The 25,052-nt window shown below is 67.1% G+C and carries 26 protein-coding genes; 14 read left to right on the top strand and 12 right to left on the bottom strand.

Going from position 1 to position 25,052, the window contains the following annotated elements:
* Positions 1-237: 237 nt before the first annotated feature.
* The 4 genes from ACILRJ_RS09920 to ffh form a co-directional block, all read right to left on the bottom strand.
* On the bottom strand, positions 238-762 hold the full coding sequence (locus ACILRJ_RS09920) for a hypothetical protein (RefSeq protein ID WP_395682895.1): 525 nt from the start codon (positions 760-762) through the stop codon (positions 238-240).
* Between the two features lie 4 nt (positions 763-766).
* On the bottom strand, positions 767-2,248 hold the full coding sequence (locus tag ACILRJ_RS09915) for a DUF1501 domain-containing protein (protein WP_395682893.1): 1,482 nt from the start codon (positions 2,246-2,248) through the stop codon (positions 767-769).
* Between the two features lie 10 nt (positions 2,249-2,258).
* Positions 2,259-4,007 carry a DUF1800 family protein gene (locus ACILRJ_RS09910; RefSeq protein ID WP_395682891.1) on the bottom strand — a complete coding sequence of 583 codons (1,749 nt, stop codon included), beginning with the start codon at positions 4,005-4,007 and terminating at the stop codon, positions 2,259-2,261.
* A gap of 168 nt (positions 4,008-4,175) precedes the next feature.
* Positions 4,176-5,564 carry a signal recognition particle protein gene (gene ffh / locus ACILRJ_RS09905; RefSeq protein WP_395682889.1) on the bottom strand — a complete coding sequence of 463 codons (1,389 nt, stop codon included), beginning with the start codon at positions 5,562-5,564 and terminating at the stop codon, positions 4,176-4,178.
* Between the two features lie 250 nt (positions 5,565-5,814).
* Here ffh and ACILRJ_RS09900 point away from each other — a divergent pair, with 250 nt between their 5' ends.
* Together ACILRJ_RS09900 and ACILRJ_RS09895 are read left to right on the top strand one after the other, a co-directional pair.
* The gene (locus ACILRJ_RS09900; protein ID WP_395682887.1) at positions 5,815-6,612 is read left to right on the top strand and encodes an inner membrane protein YpjD; all 798 of its coding nucleotides are present in this window, start codon (positions 5,815-5,817) and stop codon (positions 6,610-6,612) included.
* Entirely contained in the window at positions 6,609-6,905 is a 297-nt protein-coding gene (locus ACILRJ_RS09895; protein WP_395682885.1) for a hypothetical protein, read from the top strand. Before ACILRJ_RS09900 ends, ACILRJ_RS09895 begins: the two co-directional genes overlap by 4 nt.
* Positions 6,906-7,010: 105 nt before the next feature.
* Here ACILRJ_RS09895 and radA read toward each other — a convergent pair whose 3' ends face one another.
* The 8 genes from radA to ACILRJ_RS09855 all read right to left on the bottom strand — a co-directional run bounded on the left by radA (position 7,011) and on the right by ACILRJ_RS09855 (position 13,732).
* Entirely contained in the window at positions 7,011-8,390 is a 1,380-nt protein-coding gene (gene radA / locus ACILRJ_RS09890) for a DNA repair protein RadA (protein WP_395682883.1), read from the bottom strand.
* Positions 8,390-9,469 carry an alanine racemase gene (gene alr / locus ACILRJ_RS09885; protein WP_395682881.1) on the bottom strand — a complete coding sequence of 360 codons (1,080 nt, stop codon included), beginning with the start codon at positions 9,467-9,469 and terminating at the stop codon, positions 8,390-8,392. Before alr ends, radA begins: the two co-directional genes overlap by 1 nt.
* 134 nt (positions 9,470-9,603) lie before the next feature.
* Positions 9,604-10,989 (bottom strand): replicative DNA helicase, encoded by a 1,386-nt coding sequence (locus ACILRJ_RS09880; protein ID WP_395682879.1) that lies wholly within the window; start codon positions 10,987-10,989, stop codon positions 9,604-9,606.
* A gap of 210 nt (positions 10,990-11,199) precedes the next feature.
* Positions 11,200-11,649, bottom strand: coding sequence for a 50S ribosomal protein L9 (gene rplI, locus ACILRJ_RS09875; RefSeq protein WP_395682877.1), 450 nt, complete (start codon positions 11,647-11,649; stop codon positions 11,200-11,202).
* A 159-nt stretch (positions 11,650-11,808) separates the two neighbouring features.
* Positions 11,809-12,033 (bottom strand): 30S ribosomal protein S18, encoded by a 225-nt coding sequence (gene rpsR, locus ACILRJ_RS09870; RefSeq protein ID WP_395682875.1) that lies wholly within the window; start codon positions 12,031-12,033, stop codon positions 11,809-11,811.
* A gap of 30 nt (positions 12,034-12,063) precedes the next feature.
* Complete coding sequence (gene rpsF, locus ACILRJ_RS09865) at positions 12,064-12,510, bottom strand: 30S ribosomal protein S6 (RefSeq protein ID WP_395682873.1); 447 nt, start codon at positions 12,508-12,510, stop codon at positions 12,064-12,066.
* Positions 12,511-12,653: 143 nt separating this feature from the next.
* The gene (locus ACILRJ_RS09860) at positions 12,654-13,400 is read right to left on the bottom strand and encodes a hypothetical protein (protein ID WP_395682871.1); all 747 of its coding nucleotides are present in this window, start codon (positions 13,398-13,400) and stop codon (positions 12,654-12,656) included.
* Positions 13,397-13,732 carry a HesB/IscA family protein gene (locus tag ACILRJ_RS09855; RefSeq protein ID WP_395682869.1) on the bottom strand — a complete coding sequence of 112 codons (336 nt, stop codon included), beginning with the start codon at positions 13,730-13,732 and terminating at the stop codon, positions 13,397-13,399. Before ACILRJ_RS09855 ends, ACILRJ_RS09860 begins: the two co-directional genes overlap by 4 nt.
* Positions 13,733-13,916: 184 nt before the next feature.
* On the opposite strand from ACILRJ_RS09855, the gene asnS reads away from it, so the two are divergent.
* The 12 genes from asnS (at position 13,917) to ACILRJ_RS09795 (ending at position 24,931) form a co-directional block, all read left to right on the top strand.
* Positions 13,917-15,317 (top strand): asparagine--tRNA ligase, encoded by a 1,401-nt coding sequence (gene asnS / locus ACILRJ_RS09850; protein ID WP_395683082.1) that lies wholly within the window; start codon positions 13,917-13,919, stop codon positions 15,315-15,317.
* A gap of 5 nt (positions 15,318-15,322) precedes the next feature.
* Positions 15,323-15,646: a hypothetical protein gene (locus tag ACILRJ_RS09845; protein ID WP_395682867.1), complete on the top strand. Its 324-nt coding sequence runs from the start codon at positions 15,323-15,325 to the stop codon at positions 15,644-15,646.
* Positions 15,643-15,948 (top strand): hypothetical protein, encoded by a 306-nt coding sequence (locus ACILRJ_RS09840; protein ID WP_395682865.1) that lies wholly within the window; start codon positions 15,643-15,645, stop codon positions 15,946-15,948. The genes ACILRJ_RS09845 and ACILRJ_RS09840 overlap by 4 nt, the downstream gene beginning before the upstream one ends.
* 74 nt (positions 15,949-16,022) lie before the next feature.
* Positions 16,023-16,811: an SDR family oxidoreductase gene (locus ACILRJ_RS09835; protein WP_395683080.1), complete on the top strand. Its 789-nt coding sequence runs from the start codon at positions 16,023-16,025 to the stop codon at positions 16,809-16,811.
* Positions 16,808-17,263, top strand: a complete 456-nt coding sequence (locus ACILRJ_RS09830; protein WP_395682863.1) for a hypothetical protein — start codon at positions 16,808-16,810, stop codon at positions 17,261-17,263. The genes ACILRJ_RS09835 and ACILRJ_RS09830 overlap by 4 nt, the downstream gene beginning before the upstream one ends.
* A 28-nt stretch (positions 17,264-17,291) precedes the next feature.
* The gene (locus tag ACILRJ_RS09825) at positions 17,292-18,035 is read left to right on the top strand and encodes a sulfurtransferase (protein ID WP_395682861.1); all 744 of its coding nucleotides are present in this window, start codon (positions 17,292-17,294) and stop codon (positions 18,033-18,035) included.
* A 74-nt stretch (positions 18,036-18,109) separates the two neighbouring features.
* Positions 18,110-19,567: an aldehyde dehydrogenase gene (locus ACILRJ_RS09820; RefSeq protein ID WP_395682859.1), complete on the top strand. Its 1,458-nt coding sequence runs from the start codon at positions 18,110-18,112 to the stop codon at positions 19,565-19,567.
* A 9-nt stretch (positions 19,568-19,576) separates the two neighbouring features.
* The gene (gene can / locus ACILRJ_RS09815) at positions 19,577-20,236 is read left to right on the top strand and encodes a carbonate dehydratase (RefSeq protein ID WP_395682857.1); all 660 of its coding nucleotides are present in this window, start codon (positions 19,577-19,579) and stop codon (positions 20,234-20,236) included.
* Positions 20,237-20,287: 51 nt separating this feature from the next.
* Positions 20,288-21,670, top strand: coding sequence for a hypothetical protein (locus ACILRJ_RS09810; protein WP_395682855.1), 1,383 nt, complete (start codon positions 20,288-20,290; stop codon positions 21,668-21,670).
* Between the two features lie 3 nt (positions 21,671-21,673).
* A complete protein-coding gene (locus tag ACILRJ_RS09805) occupies positions 21,674-22,105 on the top strand; it encodes a RidA family protein (RefSeq protein WP_395682853.1) in 432 nt (143 codons plus the stop codon).
* A gap of 149 nt (positions 22,106-22,254) precedes the next feature.
* Complete coding sequence (locus tag ACILRJ_RS09800) at positions 22,255-22,782, top strand: 3-hydroxyanthranilate 3,4-dioxygenase (RefSeq protein WP_395683078.1); 528 nt, start codon at positions 22,255-22,257, stop codon at positions 22,780-22,782.
* A gap of 40 nt (positions 22,783-22,822) precedes the next feature.
* The gene (locus ACILRJ_RS09795) at positions 22,823-24,931 is read left to right on the top strand and encodes an FUSC family protein (protein ID WP_395682851.1); all 2,109 of its coding nucleotides are present in this window, start codon (positions 22,823-22,825) and stop codon (positions 24,929-24,931) included.
* The last annotated feature ends 121 nt before the right edge of the window (positions 24,932-25,052 follow it).

The raw sequence follows: 25,052 nt of genomic DNA, 5'->3' as shown, positions 1-25,052 counted from the left end.
AAATAAAGCCCCGCAACGACTTGTCGGCCGGTACGCGCCGCTTTCCCCCTTCTCCCCGTGGGCAGAGGACCCTCCAGGCCGTTCGCGTCGAGCGCAGCGAGCGCAAGGCGAGCGGAGTCGAAACGCTAGCGACGAGGTGCAACCGTTCGACTCCCTGCCGCCCTTCGACGGCGCCCAGGACAGGCCTGCGCTCGGCGTGAGCGGCCGTGGGGCTTGTGCCCCGTGAACGGTTCGAGGTCAGGGTACGAAACCGCGGATCTCGAAGCCGTCGCGGAATACGGTGTTGCTCGTGCCCGGCAACGCGCCGTTCGCGATCCAGTCGTAGATGAGCGCCTGCTGCTCCGGCAGCAGCCCGCCGCCGTAGTTGTCGAGCGGCATGCGCGCGCCGGCACCCGGCGTGTCGCAGTTGACCTTGCGGAACAGCAGGCTCTCCTGCGGCCTACCCGGCACGACGTAGAGAATGCCCGGGTCCTCCGCGCTCGGCACGCCGACCAGGTGTCCCCAGGAGACGCCCGCGCTGAGATCGAGCTCGCCGCTCGGCATCGGCGGCGGCGCGAAGTGGCAGTCGACACAGCCGGCGCTGCCACCGTTCGTCGCGTAGTCGTCGAACAGGCCCTGCAGGGCCGCGCCGTAGCTGATGGCGTAGTTCGGCGGGATGTCGGCGATGCGCGTGCAGCCTTGCGGCGCGCCCGCGTGCGCGAGCGTCGCCGCGAGCGCGAGCACGATGCCGGTCGCGACCGCGCTGGCCGGCCTCGTGCGCATCGCGTCAGACGAACCCGAGGTTGCTGCTGCCGAAGTTCGCCAGGTTCGGGAAGATCGCCGCGAGATCGCCCGGCGCGGTGACGCCGAGCCACTCCGCCAGCGTCGCCGCGTACTGGTCGACGCCGATGCCGGGGATCATCTGCCCGCGCGAGAAGTTGTTCGGCGCGTCGAGATGCTGGTCCGGGAACCCGCTGATCGGCCCGCCTCCGTTCGTGTACAGCTTGCCGCCGTTGACCGCGCCACCCAGCACGAACTGCACGCCGCCCCAGGCATGGTCCGAGCCGGAGCCGTTCGACTGCAACGTGCGTGCGAATTCCGACGCCGTGAACAGTGTCACCTCGTTCTGCGCATCGACATCGCCCGGTGCAAGCGACTGCCAGAACGCCGCGACGCCGTCCGATACGAGCTTGAGCAACGCCGCATGGTCGTTGTTGCCGCCGGACATCAGGCCCGCATGCAGGTCGAAGCCGCCGAGCCGCACGTAGTAGATCTGGCGCGAGGCGTAGTTCTGTGCCTTCGACAGCTTGATCATCTTCGCGACCATCTGCAACTGCGAGGCGAGCGAGTTGTTGGCCGGGAACTGCTGCACCAGCGTGGTGCCGTCGAGGCCGGTCTTGAGCAGGTTGTAGAGGTCGCGGCTGCGCGCGAACACCTTGGAGTATTCACCCGCGAAATCGCTCGCATAGGTGTCGCCGAGCAGTGCATTGAACGCGTTGTCGCGCACGCTGGTCGCGCTGACGCCGTTGCACGGCGTGGGGTTGCACATGCCATTGAGCGAGGACAGGCCGCTCGACGACATGCGGTAGGGCACGGTCGACAGCCCGACCTCGAAACGGTTCGCACCGGAGATCGAGATGCAGGTCGACAGGTCCTGGTTCGCGTTCGACGAGTGCACGACGTCGCCGCAGCGACCGCCCCAGCCGACCACGCGATCGGCGAAACTGTTGCCCTGGTGCCAGAGGTTTTCCTGATCCGAATGGGAATACAGCTGCGGCGGGCGGTTCGCCGGCAACGAGTAGTCGGCCTTGGTGATCGGCTTGACCAGCGTGCCGACATTGACCGCGAACGCGAGCTTGTTGGCGCGATAAAGGCTCGCGAGGTCGGCCAGTCTCGGGTGCACGAAATACTGGTTGGTCGTGCCGCTCGCATCGTTGGCGTCGATGATCTTCTGCAACGCGACGTCGGTGCCGGTCGGGATGCCGAGCGCGAGGCCATCGGCGTTGGACTGTGCGTTGTAGACGCCACCGCGTGACTCGGCGTAGATGCCGTGGCGCGCGCTGTCGAACGGCACCAGCAGGTTCCAGGAATCGTTGCCACCGGCAAGGTAGACGCAGACCAGTGCCTTGTAGCCGGGGAGCGAACGCGTGTTCGCGAGTGCACTGCCCATCATGCGCAGTTGCGGGAACATCGCCGCGGTTCCACCGCTGGCGGCAGCGAGCGCGAGCGTGCGCAGGAAGTCGCGGCGCGAGTTGCGGGAATGGCTCATCGTCGTCTCCTCAGCGCTGCGTCGCGAATTCGGGTGACAGCATCGTCACATAGATCACCGACCATGCCTTTTCCGCCGCGGAAGCGCCGTTGAGGTTGGCCAGCATGCCGGTCAGCGTGCTGCGCATGGTCTGGGACATCGTGCCGTACAGCAGGCTCCTGTCGACCGTGGCGACCATCGCCGCCGGATTGGTCGCGTTCGCGGTCAGCGCGGCAAGGTCGATCAGCGGCCGATCGGTCGGCGGATTCGTCATGCCCTGATAGGCCTTCGCGCTGAAGTTGTAGTAGTAGTTCGCGGTTGAGTACACGCTCGCCTCGCTCAGGATCTGCAGCTCGGGCGAGTATTCGTTGTGGTCGGCGAACGGCCCGGGCTGCTGGTAGTCCGGCTCGTAGAAGTTGAACACCGTCGGCGATTCGAGCGGCCCCTGCCCGAACGAACTGGTCAGGCTGTTGTTCGCCGTCATCTTGATCTCACCATAGGTGTCGGCGGGCTGCGCCTGCGCGTTGAACGCGCGCCACAGCGCGGTCAGGCGCAGGATCGGCTCGCGCAGCTTGCCGTATCGGTCGCCGCTCGCGAGCGCGGGCGGATTGCGCGCCTCGTCGTCCATGAGGATCGCCTTTACGACATCGCCGAGGTTCGCGCCCGGTGCATCGAACACCTGCGCGACGCGCCCGATGTACTGCGGCGACGGATTGCTCGTGACAAAACGCTGGATCAGCTGACGCGAAATGAACGGCGGCACGTTCGGATGCGCCGCGAGGATGTCCAGCTCGTCGTTGACGTCCTGTGCGCAGGTCTGGTTCGCGGGGATCGTCACGCCGCCGACGACCGTCTTCGGCGTCGCGGTGGTGCCGTCATCGCCGGTGATGTCGTGGCGCATGTTGTTGCTGCCGCTGCCGCTCGCCGGGAAATACTCGGTGCCGAAGCAGCGCATCGGCTCGTACTGCGCGGCGAAGGTGAGGCCACCGCCGTAGAAATTCGGCGGCGCCGTCGGCGCGTCGCTCCAGGTGAAACCGGTGAACACCTTCGCGGTGTGCGTGATGGTGGTCTGGTCGTAGGTCGGGATCTCGACGCCGTTGTCGAGGATCGGCGAGAAATCCATGTCGCGCAGGATCAGTCCGATCGAGAACAGTTGCATGACTTCGCGCGCGTAGTTCTCGTCCGGGCTGGTGGTCGAGCTCGGCTTCTGGTTGCGGAACGAGGACAGGTAGCGGCCCATCATCGGGTGCCACGTCACGTCTCCGAGCAGCGTGCGATAGGACGCAAATGCGTCCTTCGCGAGCATGTCCTGGTAGCCGGCCATCGGCACCACGTACTGGTTGATCGCACTGCTCTGGTCGGAAATCACGAAGATCTGGCTGAGCGCCCACGCCATGCGCTGGCGCAACTGGTCCGGCGCATACGCGGCCTGCCAATACCAGCGCTGGATGCGCTGCATCTGCGAGACATTCTGCGCCGCTCCGATCCGCGCATTGACGACCTGCTCGACCGTCGGTTCGCCAAGCGTCGGCGCACGGGCGAGTTGCTCCTCGATCCACGCGTCATAGCCGAGCGCGGTCAGGCGCGCGATGTCGCCAGCGGTCGGGCCGAACGTGGCCTGGGTCAGGAAGCGCGCGGCTTCGTTCGCGTTCGCCGGCGGATCGGCGGCGGGATCGAAACCATAGGCGAACAGGCGGTCGTGCGTGGCGGCGTGCGCGCTCGCACAGGCCATCGAAGCGGATACGGCGAGTGCGCCGAGTGCCTTGCTTAAGCGGGTCATCGCTCGTCCCCACGAGTGGCTGGATGGTCCGGTAACCGGAGCGGCGCACCATAGCCGCTGTGGTCGTCCGGTGGTTGTGACGATCGACCCACTTGGCGGATCGGTCGACAATCGGTGCGAACGCGCGGATGTGCGGTCGGTTGACAGCGCGACGAGGATCGGCGGCGATCAGCGCCCGGGCAAGCCGCCGGGCGGGAAGCCACCGCCGCCCATGCCCTTCATCGCCGAGCCCATCTGGCGCATAAGGCCCTTGAGGCCGCCGCTGCCGAGCTTGGCCATCATCTTTTCCATCTGCTGGTACTGCTTGAGCAGCTTGTTGACGTCAGCCGGCTGCATGCCGGATCCGCGCGCGATGCGTGCGCGGCGCGAACCATTGAGCAGGTCCGGATGACGACGTTCCTTCTTCGTCATCGAACCGATGATCGCGATCATGCGGTGCACTTCCTTGTCGTTGACCTTCGACTTGACGTTGTCCGGCAGGTTCGACACGCCGGGCAGCTTGTCGAGCAGCGACGCCATGCCGCCCATGCTGACCATCTGTTCGAGCTGGTCCTTCATGTCGTTGAGGTCGAAACGCTTGCCCTTGATGACCTTCTCGGCGAGCTTGCGCTGCTTTTCCTGGTCGACGCCCTGCTCGACCTGCTCGACCAGCGACAGCACGTCGCCCATGCCGAGGATGCGCGTGGCCACGCGATCGGGATGGAACGGTTCGAGTGCGTCGACCTTCTCGCCCGCGCCGATGAACTTGATCGGGCGGCCGGTCACGTAGCGCACCGACAGCGCGGCACCGCCGCGTGCATCACCGTCGGTCTTGGTCAGCACGACGCCAGTCAACGGCAGCGCATCGGCGAACGCCTTGGCGGTGTTCGCCGCATCCTGGCCGGTCATCGAGTCGACCACGAACAGCGTCTCGACCGGATTCAGCGCCGCATGCAGCGCCTTGATCTCGGCCATCATCGCTTCGTCGACATGCAGGCGGCCGGCGGTATCGACGATCAGCACATCGGCGAACGCACGTGCCGCCGCGTCGAGCGCGGACTTCGCGATCGCGACTGGATCCTGTTCGCCGGACGATGGATGGAACAGCACGTCGACCTGGCCGGCGAGCGTGCGCAACTGTTCGATCGCCGCAGGGCGATACACGTCGCAGCTGACCACCATCACCTTCTTCTTGCGGCGATCCTTGAGGAAGCGAGCGAGCTTGGCGACGGTCGTGGTCTTGCCGGCGCCCTGCAGTCCTGCCATCAGCACGACCGCGGGCGGCGCCGCGGCAAGGTTGAGGTCGCTGTTGGCGGTGCCCATGACCGCGGTCAGCTCGTCGCGCACGACCTTCACCAGGGTCTGGCCCGGCGTCAGGCTGCGCAGCACTTCCGTACCGAGCGCCTTGACTTGCACGCGCTGGATCACCGCCTGCACCACCGGCAACGCGACATCGGCTTCGAGCAGGGCGATGCGCACTTCGCGCAACGCCTCGCGGATGTTCGCCTCGGTCAGTCGTCCCTTGCCGCGCAGGCGCTGGACGGTGGCGGAAAGGCGTTGGCTGAGCGACTCGAACATGGGGCGACCGGTTGCGCGGAAAGAGCGGAATTATACCGTTGACTGCGGCTGGCGCGCGCCGAGGGCTGCAGGTTGAGGGCCGCCACGCATTGCGGCTCCCGCCGCTCCCACAAGAATGACCTGCGCACGGATCCGGCAGTTCTTGTTGGAGCGCCGGAAGGCGCGATGCCCTCCCCCTCGCGGGTGTCGCGATCGACGGCTCCGCAACGCGAATCCGCCCACGCCGCGCGACTCGTGCGAAACTTCGCCCATGCTGATACCCACCCTCGCCCTGCTCGCGATCACGCTCTATCTCGCGGCCGCCGCCCTGCTAGCGCGTCCGCTGTTCGGGCGCGAAGCGACCACGACGACGCTGCCGCTGGCGATCGCCGGTGCAGCAGTGCTCGCGCATGCCGGCGTGCTGCTCGGCGCCCATCGCGGCGCGCTCGACCTGCATTTCTTCGCCGCGCTGTCGCTGGTCGCGAGCGTCGTTTCGGCGCTGACCCTGATCGTGAACCTGTCGCGACCGGTCGCGACACTCGGCGTGATCGTGTTTCCGCTCAGTGCGCTACTGCTCGGTGTCGACGTGTTCGCCGCGCCGGCGACCGCGCCGCAGCCGATGGACTGGCAGATCAAGCTGCACGTCAGCATCGCGCTGCTCGCGTTCGGCGTACTGTCGATCGCGGCCGCGCTGGCGATCCTGCTGGCACTGCAGGAACGCGCGTTGCGCCACCGCCAGTTCGGTGCGCTGCTGCACGCGCTGCCGCCGCTGACCTTGACCGAGGCGCTGCTGTTCCGCCTGATCGCGGCCGGTTTCGTGCTGCTCAGCCTGACCCTGCTGAGCGGCATCCTGTTCGTCGACAACCTGTTCGCGCAGCACCTCGCGCACAAAACGCTGCTGTCGATCGCCGCGTGGCTCGTGTTCGGCGTCCTGCTCTGGGGCCGCTGGCGCCACGGCTGGCGCGGCCGCCGCGCGGTGAACCTGACGCTCGCCGGCATGGCGATCCTGCTGCTCGCGTTCTTCGGTTCGAAGTTCGTGCTCGAAGTGGTCCTGCACCGCACGGCATGAGGGACGTGCGTGCGGAGCGGGAACGCGTTGCTCGCCGCTGGGCAGGGGCGAGCGGACTGTTCTTCACCCTGATGTATGGACTGGTTGTCGCGTTCCAGCTCGAACGAGCAGCCGAGCGGGCATGCACGCGCGCCCTGTACGGCGCCTACATCCCAGGCCACCACTGCGCGTTCGATGAAGCACTCGCATGGGTCAAGGCCGGCGCGAGTCCATTTTTCCGGTCATCCGCCGTGCTGTTCGTCGCCACCGGAACCGCCTTCGTCGTCATCTGGTTGCGAAGCCTGCGCGACTAGTCATTGGCCGCGTAGGGCGGGTCGAGTGCGCAGCACGAGTCCCGCCGCGCACCGCAGTGGCTTGATCGTCACGAAATCGGCGGAACGCGCCCTGCGCGTACCGCCCTACGTCCAAGCGGCGGTCAGCGCGTCCGCGAGCCGGTCGACCGCGATGATTTCCATCTCACCGATCCTCGCCTTCTTCGGCGCGTTCGCCTTCGGCACGATCGCACGGCGGAAGCCGTGCGTCGCGGCTTCCTTCAATCGCTCCTCGCCGTTCGGCACCGGGCGGATCTCACCGGAGAGGCCGACTTCGCCGAACGCGACGGTCTTGTCCGGCAGCGGCCGGTCGCGGAAGCTCGACAGCACCGCGAGCAGCACCGGCAGGTCGGCCGCGGTCTCCTGCACGCGGATGCCGCCGACGACGTTGACGAACACGTCCTGGTCGTACACCGCGGCGCCGCCGTGGCGGTGCAGCACCGCAAGCAGCATCGCGAGGCGATTCTGTTCCAGGCCGAGCGCGACGCGGCGCGGATTGCCGAGCGAACTCTGGTCGACCAGTGCCTGCACTTCGACCAGCAGCGGACGCGTGCCCTCGCGCGTGACCATGACCGCGCTGCCGGATGTCGGCTGGCTGTGCGCGGAGAGGAAAATCGCCGACGGGTTCGGCACCTCGCGCAGGCCCTTGTCGCCCATCGCGAACACGCCGAGTTCGTTGACCGCGCCGAAGCGGTTCTTGAACGCGCGCAGGATGCGGAAACGGCTGCCGGATTCGCCCTCGAAGTACAGCACCGCATCGACCATGTGCTCGAGCACGCGCGGGCCGGCGATACCGCCTTCCTTGGTCACATGGCCGACCAGGAACACGCTGGTGCCGGTTTCCTTGGCGAAGCGCACGAGGCGCGCCGCGGACTCGCGCACCTGCGACACCGAACCCGGCGCGGCAGTCAGCGTCTCGGTCCAGATCGTCTGGATCGAATCGATGATCAGCACCTCGGGCTTGCCGTTCATCGCCTCGGTGAGGATGCGCTCGATCGACGTCTCGGCCAGCGCTTCGAGTCCATCCAGCACGATGCCGAGGCGCTGTCCGCGCGAGGCGACCTGCGCCAGCGATTCCTCGCCGGTCACGTACAACCCGCGCACGCGCTGGCCGATCGCACCGAGCATCTGCAAGAGCAGGGTCGACTTGCCGATGCCGGGATCGCCGCCGATCAGCACGACCGAACCGGCGACGAGGCCACCGCCGAGCACCCGGTCGAGTTCGGTGATGCCGGTCGCACTGCGCTGCTCGGATTCGGCCGCGACGGTCGCGAGCCTGGTCACTCTCGGCGCGTCGACCGCACCGGCGTAACCGCCGCGGGGATTCACCGCCGCCGACTTCGAGGCCGGCTGCACGACGAATTCGCTGAGCGTGTTCCATGCTCCGCACTCGACGCACTGGCCCTGCCACTTAGAATGTTCCGCACCGCATTCGGTGCAGACGTACGCAGTCTTCGCCTTGGCCATCAGCCCTCGTCCTCGACGAAGCGCACGCGCCGCGTGACGCCGCAGGTGAGTTCGTAGGCGATCGTCTGTGCGTGCGCGGCGACTTCCTCGACCGGCAGCCCGCGACCCCAGAGCACGACCGCGTCGCCGATCTTCGCGTCCGGATGCTGGCGCAGGTCGATCGTGACGAGGTCCATCGAGACGCGGCCGATGATGCCCGCTCGCGTGCCGTTGACGAGCACCGGAGTGGCGCCGTCGGAATGGCGCGGATAACCGTCGCCGTAGCCGATCGCGGCGACGCCGATCGGCATGTCCTCCGGCGCAGTCCAGGTCGCTGCGTAGCCGACGTGCTCGCCCTTGCGCACGCGGTTGATCGCGACCAGGCGCGTCGCGAGCGTCATCGCCGGGCGGAAACCGAAATCGGCGCCGATGCGACCGGCGACCACCGACATGCCGTACAGCGCACCGCCGACGCGCACCCATTGTCCCTGCGCCTCGGGCCAGCCAAACACGCCGGCCGAATTCGACAGCGAGCGCTCGCCCTGGAGACCGATGGTGGCGCGCTCGAAGCGCTCGATCTGCTGGGTCGTCATTGCGTCGTCGAACACGTCGGAGTTCGCGAAATGGGTCATCAGCGCGATGTCGCGATCGACGCAGGCGAGCGCGCGCAGGCGCGCATGCACGTCGCGCGCGCGTTCGGGTGCGATGCCGAGGCGGTGCATGCCGGTGTCGACCTTGAGCCAGACGCGCAGCGGGCGGGGATCGTGATCCGCGGCGAGCAGATCGACTTGCGCCTCGCAATGCACGACCGTGTCGAGGCGCAGGCGGCGCATCTCGGCGAGATCGGTCGCCTCGTCATGGCCGGACAGCACGACGATTCGTTGCGAGACGCCGGCCGCGCGCAGGCGCTGGCCGTCGGCGATGCCGGCGACCCCGAATGCATCGGCGCCTTCGAGCGCGCGCGCAACACGTTCGAGGCCGTGGCCATAGCCGTCGGCCTTGACCACCGCCATCACGCGCGCGCCCGGCGCGAGCTCGCGCACGCGTCGCAGGTTCTCGCGCAGGGCTCCAAGATGGATCGTCGCGCAGGTCGCGCGCATGCTGTCTCCTTGCGGAAGTGGAATCCTGATGTCGTACGCCGCGCAGGAGCGGCCCGGACACGGCGCCGCAGCCTCGTCATGGTGCTGGCAGGCACCCTGCGACACCGCGGCCGCAGCCGCCCCTGCTGGCTGACCTACCCGAATCCTCCGGCATAACTGTTGCTCGCGAGGTTTTCGAATTTCGTGTACTGGCCGAGGAACGCCAGCTTGACCATCCCGGTCGGGCCGTTTCGTTGCTTGCCGATGATGATTTCGGCGACGCCCTTGTCGCCCGATTCCGGGTTGTAGTACTCGTCGCGGTAGATGAACATGATGACGTCGGCGTCCTGCTCGATCGCGCCGGATTCGCGCAGGTCCGCCATCATCGGCCGCTTGTCGGTGCGCTGTTCGAGCGAGCGATTCAGCTGGGACAACGCGATCACGGGGATGTTCAGTTCCTTCGCCAGCGCCTTCAGGCTGCGCGAGATTTCTGAAATTTCCGTGGCGCGATTCTCCTTGGTCCCGGGCACCTGCATCAGTTGCAGGTAGTCGATGACGATGAGGCCGAGGTCGTGTTCGCGCTTGAGGCGGCGCGCACGCGCGCGCAATTCGCCCGGCGACAAGGCCGGCGTGTCGTCGATGAAGATCTTCGCATCGCTGAGCAGCGTGATCGCGTTGGTCACGCGCGGCCATTCCTCCTCGGCGAGGTCGCCGGTGCGCAGATGCTGCTGGTTGATGCGACCGAGCGAGGAGATCAGGCGGAACGCGAGCTGCGAGGCCGACATTTCCATCGAGAAGATCGCAACCGCCTTCCTCGCGCGCATCGCCACCGTTTCGGCCATGTTGACAGCGAATGCGGTTTTTCCCATCGACGGTCTCGCCGCGACGATGATGAGGTCGGACGGCTGCAAGCCGGCGGTCATCTCGTCGAGGTCGAGGAAGCCTGTCGGGAGCCCGGTAACCGAACCGCGATTCTCGTAGCGCTGATGCAGGATCTGGAACGCTTCCTTGACCGCGGTGCGCATCTGCACGAAACCCTTGCGCCCGCGCGCACCGGCTTCGGCGATGTGGAACACCTTCTGCTCGGCGACTTCGAGCAGTTCCTGGCTGGAGCGCCCTTCCGGCTGGAAGGCATCGCCGGCAATGTCGGTGCCGGCGTCGATCAACTGCCGCAGTACCGATTTCTCGCGCACGATGTCGGCATACGCGGTGATGTTCGCGGCGCTCGGCGTCGAGTTCGCAAGCTCGATCACGTAGGTGGTGCCGCCGACCAGCTCGGACAGGTTCTGCGCCTGGAACCAGTCGCCGAGCGTGATCGCGTCGTAGGGCATGCCTTTCGCCGACAGATCGCCGATCGCACGGAAGATCAGGCGGTGGTCCTTGCGGTAGAAGTCGTCCTCGTTGAGGCGATCGGCGACGCGATCCCACGACTCCGGCGCGAGCATCAGGCCACCGAGCACTGCCTGCTCGGCTTCGATCGAATGCGGCGGAACGCGCAACGCTTCGATGTTGGTGACGTTCTTGCGTTCGGTCAGGGCCATGGCGACGGCATACTCATTCGGCGGTGAATCATCCGCGGCGCAGTCTCAGCTGTCGAGACAACAACTCTGTGGATAACCTGTGCGTATGCGAAGCTGCGATCCGGCTCATGCTTCAACGGCCGGCGCGCTTCGTGTTTCAAGCTGTTCGCCACTCTGGAAACGAAACGGGCGCCCGAAGGCGCCCGTTTGTCGAAGCGATGTCAAAACGGATCAGTCTTCGCCGGTGATGACGACCTTGACCGTGGTGTTGACGTCGGCATGCAGGTGCACCTGCACGTCGAACTCGCCGATGTGGCGCAGCGGGCCTTCGCTCATCACGACCTCGCTCTTGTCGAGGGCGCTGCCGGCGGCGGTGAACGCCTCGGCGATGTCGCGCGGGCCGACCGAGCCGAACAGCTTGCCTTCCGGGCTCGCGTTCGCCTTGATCGTGACCGACGCGCCTTCGAACTGCGCCCTGCGCGCTTCGGCGCCGGAGAGCAGCTGGTTCGCCTTCGCCTCGTACTCGGCGCGGCGCTTCTCGAACTCGGCGATGTTGTCGGCCGTGGCCGCGGTCGCCTTGCCCTGCGGCACGAGGAAGTTGCGGCCGTAGCCCGGCTTCACCTTGACCTTGTCGCCGAGGTTGCCGAGGTTTTTCACTTTTTGCAGGAGGATCAGTTCCATGGGATTACCTATTCGTTAGCGTCGGGTTGGCCGGCGCAGCTTGCGCTGTCCGAATGCTGGCGAGGGAAGGGTCGTATCGACGCGATCACTTCCCCTCACCCCAACCTCTCCCGGCGGGGAGAGGGAAAGTGGTCGTCGCGCTCACGCGCGACGCTCGTTTCAATGGGCGTCGCTGTAGGGCAGCAGCGCGAGGAAGCGTGCGTGCTCGACCGCAGTGCCCAGCATGCGCTGGTAGCGCGCCTTGGTGCCGGTGATGCGGCTCGGCACGATCTTGCCGGTCTCGCTGATGTACTGGCGCAGCATGTTGAGATCCTTGTAGTCGATCTCGGTCACGCCCTCGGCGGTGAAACGGCAGAACTTCTTGCGGCGGAAGAACTTGGACATGGGAATATTCCTTCGGACCTGGGCGGGTGCTTATTCGGCGGCTTCGACGGGAGCCGAGGCTTCTTCGCGCGGAGCGCGCTCGCGACGCGGACGCGGTTCGTCGTCGTCGCTGCCGAAACCAAAGCCCTCGTCGTCGCGGCGGCGGCCGCCCTTGTCGTCCTTGTTCTTCATGATCGGCGACATTTCCGTCACCGCGTTCTCGCGCGTCACGATCAGGTGGCGCAGCACCGCGTCGTTGAAGCGGAAACCGGACTGCAACTCGGCCAGCACCGGGGCGTCGCACTCGATGTTGAGCAGCACGTAGTGCGCCTTGGCGAGGTGCTGGATCGGATACGCGAGCTGGCGGCGACCCCAGTCTTCGAGGCGGTGGATCTTGCCGTTGGCACCTTCGATCAGCGCCTTGTAGCGCTCGACCATCGCCGGCACCTGCTCGCTCTGGTCGGGATGGACCAGGAACACGACTTCGTAATGACGCATTTGCAACTCCTTGTGGGTACCGCACGGAGGAATTTCCGGGGCGGCAGCCTCCCGCGGCGCGGTGAGGCAAGGCCTTGGACGTAGCCAAGGGGCGCGGATGGTAATGGAATCAGTGAATTGGCGCAACCAGCCCAGACTCGGTGTCAGGGGAACGGCACCACGAACAGGCTCGCCGGGCGCTTTGGCGCCGGCATCGGCTGCAGGCGCGCGATCGCATTGACCGGCAGCACGAGCGCCCGCCGCTCGGTACGGTCGTAGACGAACACGTAGTTGGCAACCGCGCCGAGATAGCTCCAGGTGCCGGACTCGCCCGCCGCGAGCCCGCCGTCCTCGCCATTCAGCCAGATCCGCACCTCGGCCACCTCGCCGCGCTTGACCGCCTCGGCGCGGTACTTGGCATAGATCCCGACGAACGCCCACCCGTATACGGCGATCACCGCGACATAGCTGAGCTGCGTGTACCACATCTCGCCAACACGCCATTCAAGGAAACGGCGACGCAGGCGCTGATAGCCGGACAGGGAATCCGACGCGCGCAACAGCGCGAGCGCATCGAGATGCCGGCGCCGGCTGCGCAGGTTGTACAGGTCCATGAGCCAGCACAGCGGGAACGTCGACAGCACCAGCAGCAACGCCATCGGTCGTTGCAGTCCTGCGACGAGGAAGTCGCTGATCTGCGACAGCGTCAGCACCGGGATGTCGAACGCTCGGTAGAACCAGTAGTTGTAGAAAATGCCCGCCATCGCGACGAGCAGGTAGCCCAGCGTGATCGCGACGGCCGGCTCGCGCCGCAGGGTGTCGATCACATGCGGCAGCATGTTCTGCAACGCCGAGGTCGAATCGCGCACCACCGGGACCGGCGGCGGACGCGTCTCCTCGACCGCGCTCAAGCCTGCGTCTCGACCGTGAAACTCTCGCCGCAGCCGCATTCACCGGTCGCGTTCGGATTGCGGAACACGAAGCTCGCGTTCAGGCCCTGGCGCTGGAAATCGATCTCGGTGCCGTCGACGAACGGCAGCGCCTTGCGGTCCACCACCAGGCGCAGGCCATCCTGCTCGAACACCGTGTCGTTTTCGGCGACCGCGGCGGCGAGATCGACCGTGTAGCCGAAGCCGGAGCAGCCGGTGCGCCTGATGCCGAAGCGCACGCCGTAAGCATCCGGCTGCTTCGCGAGGAAGTCGTGCATGCGCTGGCGCGCGGCATCGGTGAGCTGGATGGACATGACTGGGCGGGGGATTCGCGATTTGGATTGGAGATTCGACAAGCCGCGCCATTGTAGCGCCACACGGGCCGTGGCGCCGATGCGTGTACGAGGATTCCGCTATGATCGGCGATCTTTCCGCGCCCTCCGATGATGGGTGCTCTCGCGAGGGTTTCAAGGTATGTCGGACGTCGACGGCGACGTGATGAAGGTAGTGGACGTGAAGCACGCCCTGTCGGGCGCGATCGCGCCGGGCAGCCGCGTGCAGATGCGCGGCTGGGTGCGCACCCGGCGCGACTCGAAGGCCGGCCTGTCGTTCGTCAACCTCAGCGACGGCTCGTGCTTCGACACCATCCAGGTCGTCGCGCCGAACGCGCTGGAGAACTATGACAGCGAAGTGCTGCACCTCACGGCCGGCTGCTCGTTCGTCACCGAGGGCGTGCTGGTGGCCTCGCAGGGCAAGGGCCAGTCGTTCGAGTTGCAGGCGGAGCGCATCGAGGTGCTCGGCTGGGTCGACGACCCGGAAACCTATCCGATCCAGCCGAAGCCGCATTCGCCGGAATTCCTGCGCGAGGTCGCCCACCTTCGTCCGCGCACCAACCTGTTCGGTGCGGTCAGCCGCGTGCGCCACACGATCGCGCAGGCGATCCACCGCTACTTCGACGAGCACGGCTACTTCTGGGTCAATACCCCGATCATCACGACCTCGGACACCGAGGGCGCCGGCGAGATGTTCCGCGTCTCGACGCTCGACCTCATGAACCTGCCGAAGACCGACAAGGGCGCAGTCGACTTCAAGAAGGATTTCTTCGGCAAGGAAGCGTTCCTGACCGTGTCCGGCCAGCTCAATGTCGAGGCGTATTGTCTCGCCCTCGGCAAGGTCTACACCTTCGGCCCGACCTTCCGCGCCGAGAACTCGCACACCTCGCGCCACCTCGCCGAGTTCTGGATGGTCGAACCGGAGATCGCGTTCGCCGACCTCGCCGAGGACGCGCGCGTCGCCGAGGAGTTCCTCAAGTTCATCTTCCGGATGGTGCTGGCCGAGCGCCCGGACGACATGGCGTTCTTCGCCGACCGCGTCGAGAAGACGGCGATCTCGCGCCTCGAGTCGATCGTCGCCGCGCCGTTCGCGCAGATCGACTACACCGATGCGGTCGAGATCCTGAAGAAGTCCGGCAGGAAGTTCGACTACGCAGTCGAATGGGGCGCGGATCTGCAGACCGAGCACGAGCGGTTCCTGACCGAGGAATACGTCGGCGGACCGGTCGTGGTGAAGAACTACCCGGAGAAGATCAAGGCGTTCTACATGCGCCTCAACGACGACGGCCGCACGGTCGCGGCGATGGACGTGCTCGCGCCCGGCATCGGCGAGATCATCGGCGGCTCGCAGCGCGAGGAGCGCCTCGACATCCTCGACAAGCGCATCGCCCAGTTCGGCCTCGATCCGAAGATGTATTCCTGGTACCGGGATTTCCGCCGCTACGGCACGGTGCCACACGCGGGCTTCGGCCTCGGTTTCGAACGGCTGGTCGTGTACGTCTGCGGCCTCGCCAACATCCGCGACGCGATCCCGTATCCGCGCGCGCCAGGTTCGGCGGAGTTCTAGCTGCCATGTCCGCGTCGGCGTGGCACCAATTCATCTTCATCATGGGGCTCGGCCTGGTCGTCGCCGGCCTCACCACCTACATCATCACCTGGATGCTGGTCGCAGTGCATCTGCGTGATCGCCATCCGGCCGAGCACGCTCGCCTCGGCGCATTCCTGTTCGCGCCGCGCGCGTTCGGCTGGTATCTCGCCGGGCGCTATCGTGCATTGCGCGACCGCAGCCTGAATGCGCTCGGCGCACCCGGCCGCATCGGTGCCTGGGCGATCGTGCTCGGCGCGATCGCCGCGGTCGTCGCCAAACTGCTTTCACTGCAAGGAGCCGGCGCATGAGCGCAGAGACCTCGAGCTGGTGGGTCGCCGGACTCGGCGACACCCTCGTCTGGGCACGCCTCGACGTGCTCGACTCCGGCGTCGCCGAAGTGTTCGACAACGACGGGCGCGTGCTGCGCTACGACGACGAAGCCGCTGCGCGCATGGCCCTGCTCGACGCCGAGTTCCGCGAGTTCGACGGCCTCGACGAAGACGATGCCGCGATGATGGGTTTCGATCTCGACTCGATCGAGCCGCCGCGCGGCGACAGCGACGAGGAACTGCTCGCCCGCATGATCCAGAGGCTCGCGCCGGAGCACTGATCGCTGCCGCTTCGGGGATCGCCCGGCGGGTGTGGCTCCTGCAATACTGTCTCCATGACCGACGTGGCTGAATGATGAACCTCGACCTCACCGGCAAACACGCGCTCGTCTGCGGCGGTTCGCAGGGCATCGGCCGTGCGGCCGCGATCGAACTGGCCCAGCTCGGCGCCGATGTCACCCTGCTCGCGCGTTCGCGCGAGGCGCTCGACGCCGCGCTCGCGATCTTGCCGAAGGTGCATGCCGCGCAGGCGCACGCGACGATCGCGGCCGACATGAGCGACCACGCCACGTTGCACGCGAAGGTCGAGGCCGCAGCGAATGCGCATCCGCTGCAGATCCTCGTCAACAACACCGGCGGTCCTCCCGGCGGGCCGGCGCATGCCGCGACCACCGATGAATTCCTCGTCGCATTCAACCAGCACCTGATCGGTGCGCAGACGCTGCTGCAGGCGGTGCTGCCGGGGATGAAGGCGTCCGGCTACGGCCGCATCGTCAACGTGATCTCGACCTCGGTGAAGGAGCCGATCCGGAACCTCGGCGTGTCGAACACGATCCGCGGCGCCACCGCGAGCTGGGCCAAGACGCTCGCCGGCGAACTCGGCGCGTTCGGCATCACGGTCAACAACGTGCTGCCGGGCTACACGCAGACGCAACGGCTCGAACAGATTCTCGCCGACCGCAGGAAGGCGACCGGCAAGAGCAGCGCCGAGATCGAGCAGGCGATGCTCGCCAGCGTGCCGGTCGGACGCTTCGCCAAGCCGGCGGAGATCGCCGCGGCGATCGCCTTCCTCGCTTCGCCGGCGGCCGGCTACATCAACGGCATCAACGTGCCCGTCGACGGCGGGCGGATGCAGTCGCTGTGAAACACCTCGTCGTAGTGCTGGCGGCGATTGCGCAGGCGGGCGCGATCGCGTGGGGCGCGGATTTTCTGTACGCCTCGCACAGCCAGGCCGCCGCTTTGTTCCGCGTGCCCGGCGTGATCACCTGGATGCTGGCCCTGCTCGTGCTGGGCATGGGGTGGGGTCCGCTGCTTGCCGCCGCCATCCTTGCCGAACTGGTCGCATTGTCCGCGCGCTGGCTGCCCGATCGCGAAACGCCCGCGCCTGGCTACCTGTTCTGTGCACTGGCGATCGCGCTGCTCGGGTTTGCGGGCTGGCAATGGGGACTGGCGCACTGGCCACCCTTGCCGCCCGGCCCGAACGACAGTCGCGGCACGCTGTTCCGGGTGATGCTGACGATGACCGCCCTGATCTACCTGCCAACGGTCGCATTTGCCGTGCGAATGGCGCTGGGCCCGCGCCCTGCGGGGCAATGATCGAACCCGCGTCCGCTACAATACGTCGATGATCCTCAACATCGCCGCCTACCGTTTCGTCGCGATCGACGATGCGCAGGCGATCGTCGATCGCCTGCGAGCCGAAGCCGAACGGAATGACCTGCGCGGGACCGTGCTGGTCGCGCCGGAAGGCATCAATCTTTTTCTCGCCGGCGTGCAGGCCAAGGTCGAAACCTTCCTCGCCGCATTGCGCGCGGATGCGCGTTTCGCCGGCATCGGGATCAAGCGCAGCTGGAGCGAGGTCGTGCCGTTCGCGCGCCTGAAGGTGAAGGCGAAGCGCGAGATCATCGCATTCCGGCGCGAAAGCAATCCGGCGGGCGAGCGCGCACCGGCGCTGGCGCCCGCCACGCTTGCGCGCTGGATCGAGCGCGGCCGCGACGACGACGGGCGCCGCGTCGTGCTGCTGGACACGCGCAACCGCACCGAAGTGGTGCACGGCACATTTGCGGGCGCACTGACACTGCCGATCGACAAGTTCACCGACCTTCCTGCCGCCATGGAATCGCAACGCGCGGCGCTTGCCGATGCCACGGTCGTCAGCTTCTGCACCGGCGGCATCCGCTGCGAGAAGGCCGCCCTGTGGATGCAGGCGAACGGCTTCGCGCGCGTGTGGCAACTCGACGGCGGGATCCTCGGCTACTTCGAACACGTCGGCGGCAACGGCTACGACGGCGGCTGCTTCGTGTTCGACGAGCGCGTTGCCCTCGACCCGGCGCTGCAGCCGCTGCGCGACGCCACACTGCCCGCCTGAGCGAGCGGACGCAGCACCACGGCTGCGCAGGATCCGCCCTCCCTTTTCCGGCACAAGCGGCTAAGCTGGCGCCAATGAGTCCGCTCCCTGCCCTCTCCAACCTGATCGACGGCGTGCTGCTGGCGCCAAAGGGCGAGCGCTGGCTCGATGTCCACGAGCCGGCGACCGGCAAGCTGTTCGCGCGTTGTCCGGATTCCGATGCGCGCGATGTCGACGCGGCGGTCGCCGCCGCCACGCGCGCCGCGCCCGGTTGGGCGTCAACGCCGGTCGAACAGCGCGCGCGCCTGCTCGATCGCCTCGCGACCCTGGTCGAGCGCGACCTCGAGGACCTGGCGCAGCTTGAATCGCAGGACAGCGGCAAGCCGGTCAAGCTCGCGCGCAGCCTGGATATCCCGCGCGCGGTGGCGAACCTGCGGTTCTTCGCTGCGGCGATCGGCCAATGGTCGAGCGAGGCGCATGCGACCGATGCGCGCGCGCTGAACTACACCCTGCGCCAACCGCTCGGCGCGGTCGCCTGCATCTCGCCGTGGAACCTGCCGCTGTACCTGTTCACCTGGAAGATCGCGCCCGCGCTCGCGACCGGCAATGCGGTCGTCGCCAAGCCTTCCGAAGTCACGCCGTGCACCGCCGCGCGCCTGGGCGAGCTCGCGCTCGAGGCGGGCTTTCCGCCGGGTGTCCTGAACATCGTGCTCGGCACGGGTCCCGGCGTCGGCCAGCCGCTGGTGGAACACCCGGCGATCAAGGCGGTCTCGTTCACCGGCAGCACGCGCACGGGGGCCGCGATCGCGCTCGCGACGGCAGCTAAGTTCAAGAAGGTTTCGCTCGAGATGGGTGGCAAGAATCCGGCGATCGTGTTCGCCGACGCCGACCTCTCCGATGCGAACCTCGAAACGATCGTGCGTTCCGGCTTCGCCAACCAGGGCGAGATCTGCCTGTGCGGTTCGCGCCTGCTGGTGCAGCGTTCCATCTTCGACGCGTTCAAGGCGCGTTACCTCGAACGCGTGCGTGCACTGCGCGTCGGCGATCCGCAGGATCCCGCGAGCGACCTCGGCGCACTGGTTTCGCGGGCGCATTTCGACAAGGTGACCGGCTGCATCGAACGCGCGCGCAGTGAAGGCGGCCGCATCCTGTGTGGTGGAGATGCGGTGCGCATCGACGGGCGCTGCGCTGGCGGCTGGTTCGTCGCACCGACCGTGATCGAGGGCCTCTCCAACGACAGCGCGACGAACCAGGAGGAGATCTTCGGTCCGGTCGTCACGCTGATCCCGTTCGACGAGGAAGAGGAGGCGCTCGCGATCGCGAATGGCACCGGCTACGGCCTCGCCGCGTCGCTGTGGACCGCCGACCTCGCGCGCGCGCACCGCTGCGCGGCACGACTCGAGTTCGGCATCGTCTGGATCAACTGCTGGCTGCTGCGCGACCTGCGCACGCCTTTCGGCGGGGTGAAGAACTCCGGCATCGGCCGCGAAGGTGGCGTCGACGCATTGCGCTTCTTCACAGAGGCGAAGAACATCTGCGTACGACTGGACTGAGGGAACACCATGCACGACCTGCACGACCTGCTGGAACGCAACCGCGCCTGGTCCGAGGCGCTCAGCGCCGAGGATCCGACCTTCTTCAAGCGGCTCTCCGAGCAGCAGGCGCCGAAGTACCTATGGATCGGCTGCTCCGATTCGCGCGTGCCGGCGAACCAGATCATCGACATGGCGCCAGGCGAGGTGTTCGTGCACCGCAACGTCGCCAACGTCGTCGTGCACACCGACCTCAACTGCCTCAGCACGATCCAGTTTGCGGTGGACGTGCTGAAGGTCGAGCACGTCATCGTGGTCGGGCATTACGGCTGCGGCGGCGTGCTGTCCGTGCTCGAGGAACGCCGACTCGGTCTGGTCGACAACTGGCTGCGCCACGTCGACGACGTGAAGCACAAGCACGCCGAAGCGTTGCGCGGCCTCGCCGGACCGCAGGAACGCCATGACAGACTGTGCGAGCTCAACGTGATCGAGCAGGTCGTCAACGTCTGTCAGACCACGGTCGTGCGCGATGCCTGGGACCGTGGCCAGCAACTCAGCGTGCACGGCTGGATCTACAGCCTGCGCAACGGACGCGTGCGCGACCTCGGCCTGCACGTGCAGGCCGACACGGATACCGTGAAGGCCGTCGCGAATGCCCATGCGCTGGTCTGCGCTTCAACACGAGAATGACTGGCGATCGTACGCCGCCATGCATGCCAGCCACGAACGGGAACCACGATCATGCGCCCCATCGCCAGCCTGTCCCTCGCCCTGCTGCTCGCCTGCGCCGACACCACCGCGGCGGACGAACCGCTGTCGCCGTACCAGTGGCAACAGGCGCAGAAGGTCGCGTTCGAAAAGTCCGAGAAAGTCTATGCGGATGCGCTCAAGCGTGACGGCTTGCTGGCCCAATACGCCGCGATGCGCGACGCCTACCGCGCCGACAAGGATCGCGCGTTCCGCATCGTGTTCGGCCAATACCTCAGCTGGTACCAGAGCTTCGTCGGCGACTATGCCGGGGCGCACGACTCGTATTCGATCCGCCAACTGCCCTCGCAAGACGACGCGGCGTCGCCACTGTCCGGCGGCCAGGTCGCCAAGCCCGCGCTGGAGGCGATTGCCACGTTGGCGAAGGGACGCAAGGCGATCTTCCTCAACGAAGCGCACAACGTCCCGCTGACGCGCACGCTGACGGTCGAGCTGCTGTCGAAACTGCGCGCCGATGGCTACACCCATTTCGCGGCGGAGACGCTCTACTCCACCGACACCGACCTGGCCAAGCGCGGTTATCCGACTGCGAAGACCGGTTTCTACACGATGGAGCCGATTTGCGCCGAAATGGTGCGCACCGCACTCAAGCTCGGCTTCAAGGTGGTCGCCTACGAAAGCGAGCGCGAAGGCAACGGCGACATCCGCGAGTACGACCAGGCGAAGAACCTGTACGAGCGCGTGTTCAAGAACGATCCGACCGCCCGCGTCGTCGTCAATGCCGGCTACGCGCACATCCAGGAAAACGGCAAGTACCTCGGCGGTCGCAGCATGGCGCAGCACTTCACGCGTCTCAGCGGCATCGATCCGCTCACCGTCGAGCAGACCATGATGATGGAGCACCCGCCAGGCACGGAGAGCCACCCGTTCTATCTCGCTGCGATCGCACAGCTGCATCCGACTGCACCGATCGTGTTCGAGAACGCAAAGGGAGAGCCATGGACGCTCAAGCCGAAGGCGTATGACGTCAGCGTGGTGTTTCCGCCCGCGCCGCAAGGCGAGGAACGCCCCGCGTGGGCGGATCTGGGCGGACTGCGCCAGGCGTATTTCGTAGCCGGCGATTTCTGCCAGAAGCAGTTCCCTTGCCTCGTCGAGGCACGCTATGCGGACGAGGGCGATGACGCGATCCCTGCGGACCGCCTCGTGCTCGACCCGATCAACGCCATCAATCGCGTCAACGACAAGGTGATCCAGGGCCAGATCGAGGTGCACGGCAACCTGTACCTGCGTCCGGGGCGCTACCGCATCACAGGCGTCGACCGCGAAAACCATTCGCTTGCGCGCAAGGACGTCACGATCGGATCCGGCGGCGCGACTGCGCCGGCAGCAGGCACCCGCGCCGGCAAGGGTGGCTGACGGATGAGCCAGGCGATCCGCACCGACAGCGCGCCGGCACCGGTGGGTGCCTATCCGCACGCACGTCGGGTCGGCGACCTGCTGTTCCTGTCCGGCGTCGGACCGCGCACGCCGGGCACGAACGCGATTCCCGGCAACGTGGTGGATGCGAACGGCCGCCTCGTCGGCTACGACATCGAGGCGCAGTGCCGACAGGTGTTCGCGAACGTGCGCGCTGTGCTCGAAGCGAGCGGCGCGCGCTGGGAAGACCTCGTCGACGTGACCGTGTTCCTGACCGACATGGCGCGCGACTTCGCGACCTACAACCGCGTCTATGCCGAATACTTCGCGGACCCGGCGACCGCGCCATGCCGCACCACGCTCGGCATCACCGCGCTGCCGACGCCGATCGCGATCGAGTTGAAGTGCATTGTGGCGTTGCGGCCTGCTGGCTAGCCGAGGATGGTGGGCGAGTGCCGCGAGGGAGCGTCGAAAGGATGCGCTCGCAGGGCACGCCACGCCCTCCGCGCGGATGCGCGTCAATGCTTTCCCTCTCCGATTTCCATGAAACGGTAGACTTCACCCTGCCTGCACAGGACTCCACCATGCTGCCCGCCCCGTTCAACCTGCAAGCCTGGATCGACGAGCATCGCCACTTGCTCAAGCCGCCGGTCGGCAACAAGTGCATGGTGCAGGGCGATTTCATCGTCATGATCGTCGGCGGACCGAACCTGCGCACCGACTACCACTGGGAGGAAGGCCCCGAGTTCTTCCACCAGCTCGAAGGCGAGATGGTGCTAAAAATCCAGGAAGACGGCCGCGTGCGCGACATTCCGATTCGTGCCGGCGAAGTGTTCCACCTGCCGCCGCACGTGCCGCACTCGCCGCAGCGCATGCCGGGGTCGATCGGCCTGGTCATCGAGCGCAAGCGCCTCGCGCACGAGCAGGATGGCCTGATGTGGTTCTGCGAACGCTGCAACCACAAACTGTACGAGGAGTTCTTCCACCTCGTCGACATCGAGAACGACTTTCCGCGCGTGTTCGAGCATTTCTACCGTTCGGTGGACGCGCGCACCTGCGACGCATGTGGCCACCTGAATCCGGCGCCCGAGAAGTACGCGTTCGAAGGCTGAAGTCCTTTGCAGCGCCGCGTCGCTGCCGCATGATCCGCCGATGCTGCGCAGCCTGATCGAACTCAAGCCACGCGACGTGCCGCTGCGAGTGGCATTGCGCAACACCGCCGCGGTGGTGCTGCCGCTTGCGCTCGGCCTCGCGACCGGCCACGTCGGCGCCGGTCTCGGCATCGCCGCGGGCGCGCTGAACACGATGTTCACCGACCAGCCCGGTCCGTATCGGCTGCGCATGCAGCGCATGCTGCTGACGGCGCTCGCAGCAGGCCTGTCGGCGTTCGTCGGCAGCCTGCTCGGTGGCCATGCCGTGCTGCTCGTTTTTGCCGCCCTGGTCTGGGGTGTCGGCGGAGGCCTGCTCGTCGCGCTTGGTCCGGATGCCGCACGCGCCGGACTCACCAGCGTGATCCTGCTGGTCATCGCCGCATCGCAATCGCGCACTCCGGGCGAGTCGTTTGCGGCCGGCGCGCTGATCTTCGGCGGTGGCATGCTGCAGATGCTGTTCGCGATCGCGGCGTGGCCGCTGCAACGCTACCGGCCGGAACGCCACGCGCTGGCGCAGATCTGCCGCCAGCTTGGCGCGAGCGCACGCAACCTGCCGGACAGCAGCCAGGCACCGCCGGTGACGCAGGCCCTGCTCGATGTCGAAGGACTGTTGCACGGCTCGCATCGTGCACGCGGCGAGATCATGCAGACCTTCCGCGTGCTCGCCGAGCTGGTCGAACGCGTGCGCCGTGAACTGCTGGTGATCGGCGATCTGCGTGCCCAGCTCGCGGACGACGAGGCGAAGGCGACGCTCGGGCGCACGCTCGAATACGCCGCGCGCGTGCTCGATGCTCTGGCGACCGCGCTGGAACGCGGCACCGCACCGCTGGCCGGCAGCGCGGCGATGGAAGGCCTTGACGCCACCGTCGAAGCGCTGCGCCTGCAGGCGCGCGTCGACGGCACGCCGTCGACCATGCCACGCACACTGGCGATCGCGGTTGCACGTGCGCAGGGTCTCGCCGGGCAGTTGCGCGCGATGCTGCGCAACGCGAACTTCGCCGGCAGCCGCGGCGAACTCCGCGCCCAACTCGCCGAAGCGCTCCTGCCGCGCGCGTTGCGCCCGCGCAGCGCGCTGGCCACCTTGCGCGCGAACATCGGCCTGTCCTCGGTTGCGTTTCGGCATGCGTTGCGCTGCGGCGTCTGCGTCTCGCTTGCGGTCGCGGTGGAGCGCCTTTCCGGCATCGAGCACGGCTACTGGATCCCGATGACGATCGCGATCGTGCTGAAGCCCGATTTCGCCGGCACGTTCCAGTTCGGACTGTTGCGCGTAGCCGGCACCCTGCTCGGCCTCGTGCTGACCACCGCGCTCGTTCACTATGCGTTCGGCGATGCGTGGGAGGAACTCGCCCTGCTCGCGCTGTTGTGCATCGGCTTTCGCATGCTCGTCACCATGCACTACGGCCTCGGCGTGATGATGCTGACCGGCATCGTTGTCATCCTCCTCGCATTCGACGGCATCTCTCCCGGCGAAACGATGATCGCGCGCGGCGCCGCGACCGCGATCGGCAGCGCGGTGGCCCTGCTTGCCTACGCGCTGTGGCCAACCTGGGAACACCGCCGCGTTCGACCGGCGCTGGCCGCGATGCTGGATGCCTATCGCAGCTATTTCTCCACCCTGCTCGCCGACGACCTGCCAGCGCGCATTGCCGCGCGCAGCGTTGCCCGCAGCGCGCGTACCAATGCGCAGGCTTCGCTCGACCGCCTGCGCGGAGAGCCGCGGCCCGATCGCCGCCTGCTCACGTTCGCAGAAGGCGTGTTCGCCAACGCGAATCGTTTCGTGCGCGCCAGCATGTCGCTGGAAGCAGCCCTGCAGGATGCGCACGACCTGCCCGAACGCGCCGCGCTGGCCGCGTTCTCGGCGCGCATTGAAACCCGCCTCGCCGCACTCGCAGCGACGCTGCGCGAGGAGTCGCCGAATGCACCCGAAGACAACGACGACCTTCGCGCCGACGAACGCTCCGTCGCCGAACGCCTCGGCGCAACCGCCGACGAACACCGCGCGCGCCTCGCCGCGGAAGTCATCGAAACCTTCGACCGCATGACCGACAGCATCGATACGCTGGCGCATGTCGTCGCGCAGGCGGAGCGCGACCTGCGCCGCGAGACCTAGCGCGCAGCGAATCGCGCACGGCGCGCTTTTTTTTCCGTCCCTCGGCGGACTCCAAGGCACGGGCGTCGTGCTAGTTTTACGGTCGGCGCCTGCGCGCCCCGGGGGAAATCCGTCGTTCGTC

This window comes from Dokdonella sp., assembly GCF_044227025.1.
Classification (GTDB): domain Bacteria; phylum Pseudomonadota; class Gammaproteobacteria; order Xanthomonadales; family Rhodanobacteraceae; genus Dokdonella_A.
The sequence above is the reverse complement of the archived record's forward strand: the minus strand, read 5'-3'. Positions and strand labels throughout refer to the sequence as shown.

What these genes read in the sequence shown, in the direction of transcription:
- ACILRJ_RS09810 (WP_395682855.1), top strand. Translation starts at nt 20,288, where the DNA reads ATGCGCCCCATCGCCAGCCTGTCCCTCGCCCTGCTGCTCGCCTGCGCC.
- ACILRJ_RS09880 (WP_395682879.1), bottom strand. Translation starts at nt 10,989, where the DNA reads ATGGCCCTGACCGAACGCAAGAACGTCACCAACATCGAAGCGTTGCGC.
- rpsF (WP_395682873.1), bottom strand. Translation starts at nt 12,510, where the DNA reads ATGCGTCATTACGAAGTCGTGTTCCTGGTCCATCCCGACCAGAGCGAG.
- ACILRJ_RS09820 (WP_395682859.1), top strand. Translation starts at nt 18,110, where the DNA reads ATGAGTCCGCTCCCTGCCCTCTCCAACCTGATCGACGGCGTGCTGCTG.
- rplI (WP_395682877.1), bottom strand. Translation starts at nt 11,649, where the DNA reads ATGGAACTGATCCTCCTGCAAAAAGTGAAAAACCTCGGCAACCTCGGC.
- ACILRJ_RS09915 (WP_395682893.1), bottom strand. Translation starts at nt 2,248, where the DNA reads ATGAGCCATTCCCGCAACTCGCGCCGCGACTTCCTGCGCACGCTCGCG.
- ACILRJ_RS09840 (WP_395682865.1), top strand. Translation starts at nt 15,643, where the DNA reads ATGAGCGCAGAGACCTCGAGCTGGTGGGTCGCCGGACTCGGCGACACC.
- ACILRJ_RS09795 (WP_395682851.1), top strand. Translation starts at nt 22,823, where the DNA reads ATGCTGCGCAGCCTGATCGAACTCAAGCCACGCGACGTGCCGCTGCGA.
- ACILRJ_RS09835 (WP_395683080.1), top strand. Translation starts at nt 16,023, where the DNA reads ATGAACCTCGACCTCACCGGCAAACACGCGCTCGTCTGCGGCGGTTCG.
- rpsR (WP_395682875.1), bottom strand. Translation starts at nt 12,033, where the DNA reads ATGTCCAAGTTCTTCCGCCGCAAGAAGTTCTGCCGTTTCACCGCCGAG.
- ACILRJ_RS09900 (WP_395682887.1), top strand. Translation starts at nt 5,815, where the DNA reads ATGCTGATACCCACCCTCGCCCTGCTCGCGATCACGCTCTATCTCGCG.
- can (WP_395682857.1), top strand. Translation starts at nt 19,577, where the DNA reads ATGCACGACCTGCACGACCTGCTGGAACGCAACCGCGCCTGGTCCGAG.
- ACILRJ_RS09825 (WP_395682861.1), top strand. Translation starts at nt 17,292, where the DNA reads ATGATCCTCAACATCGCCGCCTACCGTTTCGTCGCGATCGACGATGCG.
- ffh (WP_395682889.1), bottom strand. Translation starts at nt 5,564, where the DNA reads ATGTTCGAGTCGCTCAGCCAACGCCTTTCCGCCACCGTCCAGCGCCTG.
- radA (WP_395682883.1), bottom strand. Translation starts at nt 8,390, where the DNA reads ATGGCCAAGGCGAAGACTGCGTACGTCTGCACCGAATGCGGTGCGGAA.
- ACILRJ_RS09895 (WP_395682885.1), top strand. Translation starts at nt 6,609, where the DNA reads ATGAGGGACGTGCGTGCGGAGCGGGAACGCGTTGCTCGCCGCTGGGCA.
- ACILRJ_RS09910 (WP_395682891.1), bottom strand. Translation starts at nt 4,007, where the DNA reads ATGACCCGCTTAAGCAAGGCACTCGGCGCACTCGCCGTATCCGCTTCG.
- ACILRJ_RS09845 (WP_395682867.1), top strand. Translation starts at nt 15,323, where the DNA reads ATGTCCGCGTCGGCGTGGCACCAATTCATCTTCATCATGGGGCTCGGC.
- alr (WP_395682881.1), bottom strand. Translation starts at nt 9,469, where the DNA reads ATGCGCGCGACCTGCGCGACGATCCATCTTGGAGCCCTGCGCGAGAAC.
- ACILRJ_RS09805 (WP_395682853.1), top strand. Translation starts at nt 21,674, where the DNA reads ATGAGCCAGGCGATCCGCACCGACAGCGCGCCGGCACCGGTGGGTGCC.
- ACILRJ_RS09920 (WP_395682895.1), bottom strand. Translation starts at nt 762, where the DNA reads ATGCGCACGAGGCCGGCCAGCGCGGTCGCGACCGGCATCGTGCTCGCG.
- ACILRJ_RS09855 (WP_395682869.1), bottom strand. Translation starts at nt 13,732, where the DNA reads ATGTCCATCCAGCTCACCGATGCCGCGCGCCAGCGCATGCACGACTTC.
- ACILRJ_RS09800 (WP_395683078.1), top strand. Translation starts at nt 22,255, where the DNA reads ATGCTGCCCGCCCCGTTCAACCTGCAAGCCTGGATCGACGAGCATCGC.
- asnS (WP_395683082.1), top strand. Translation starts at nt 13,917, where the DNA reads ATGAAGGTAGTGGACGTGAAGCACGCCCTGTCGGGCGCGATCGCGCCG.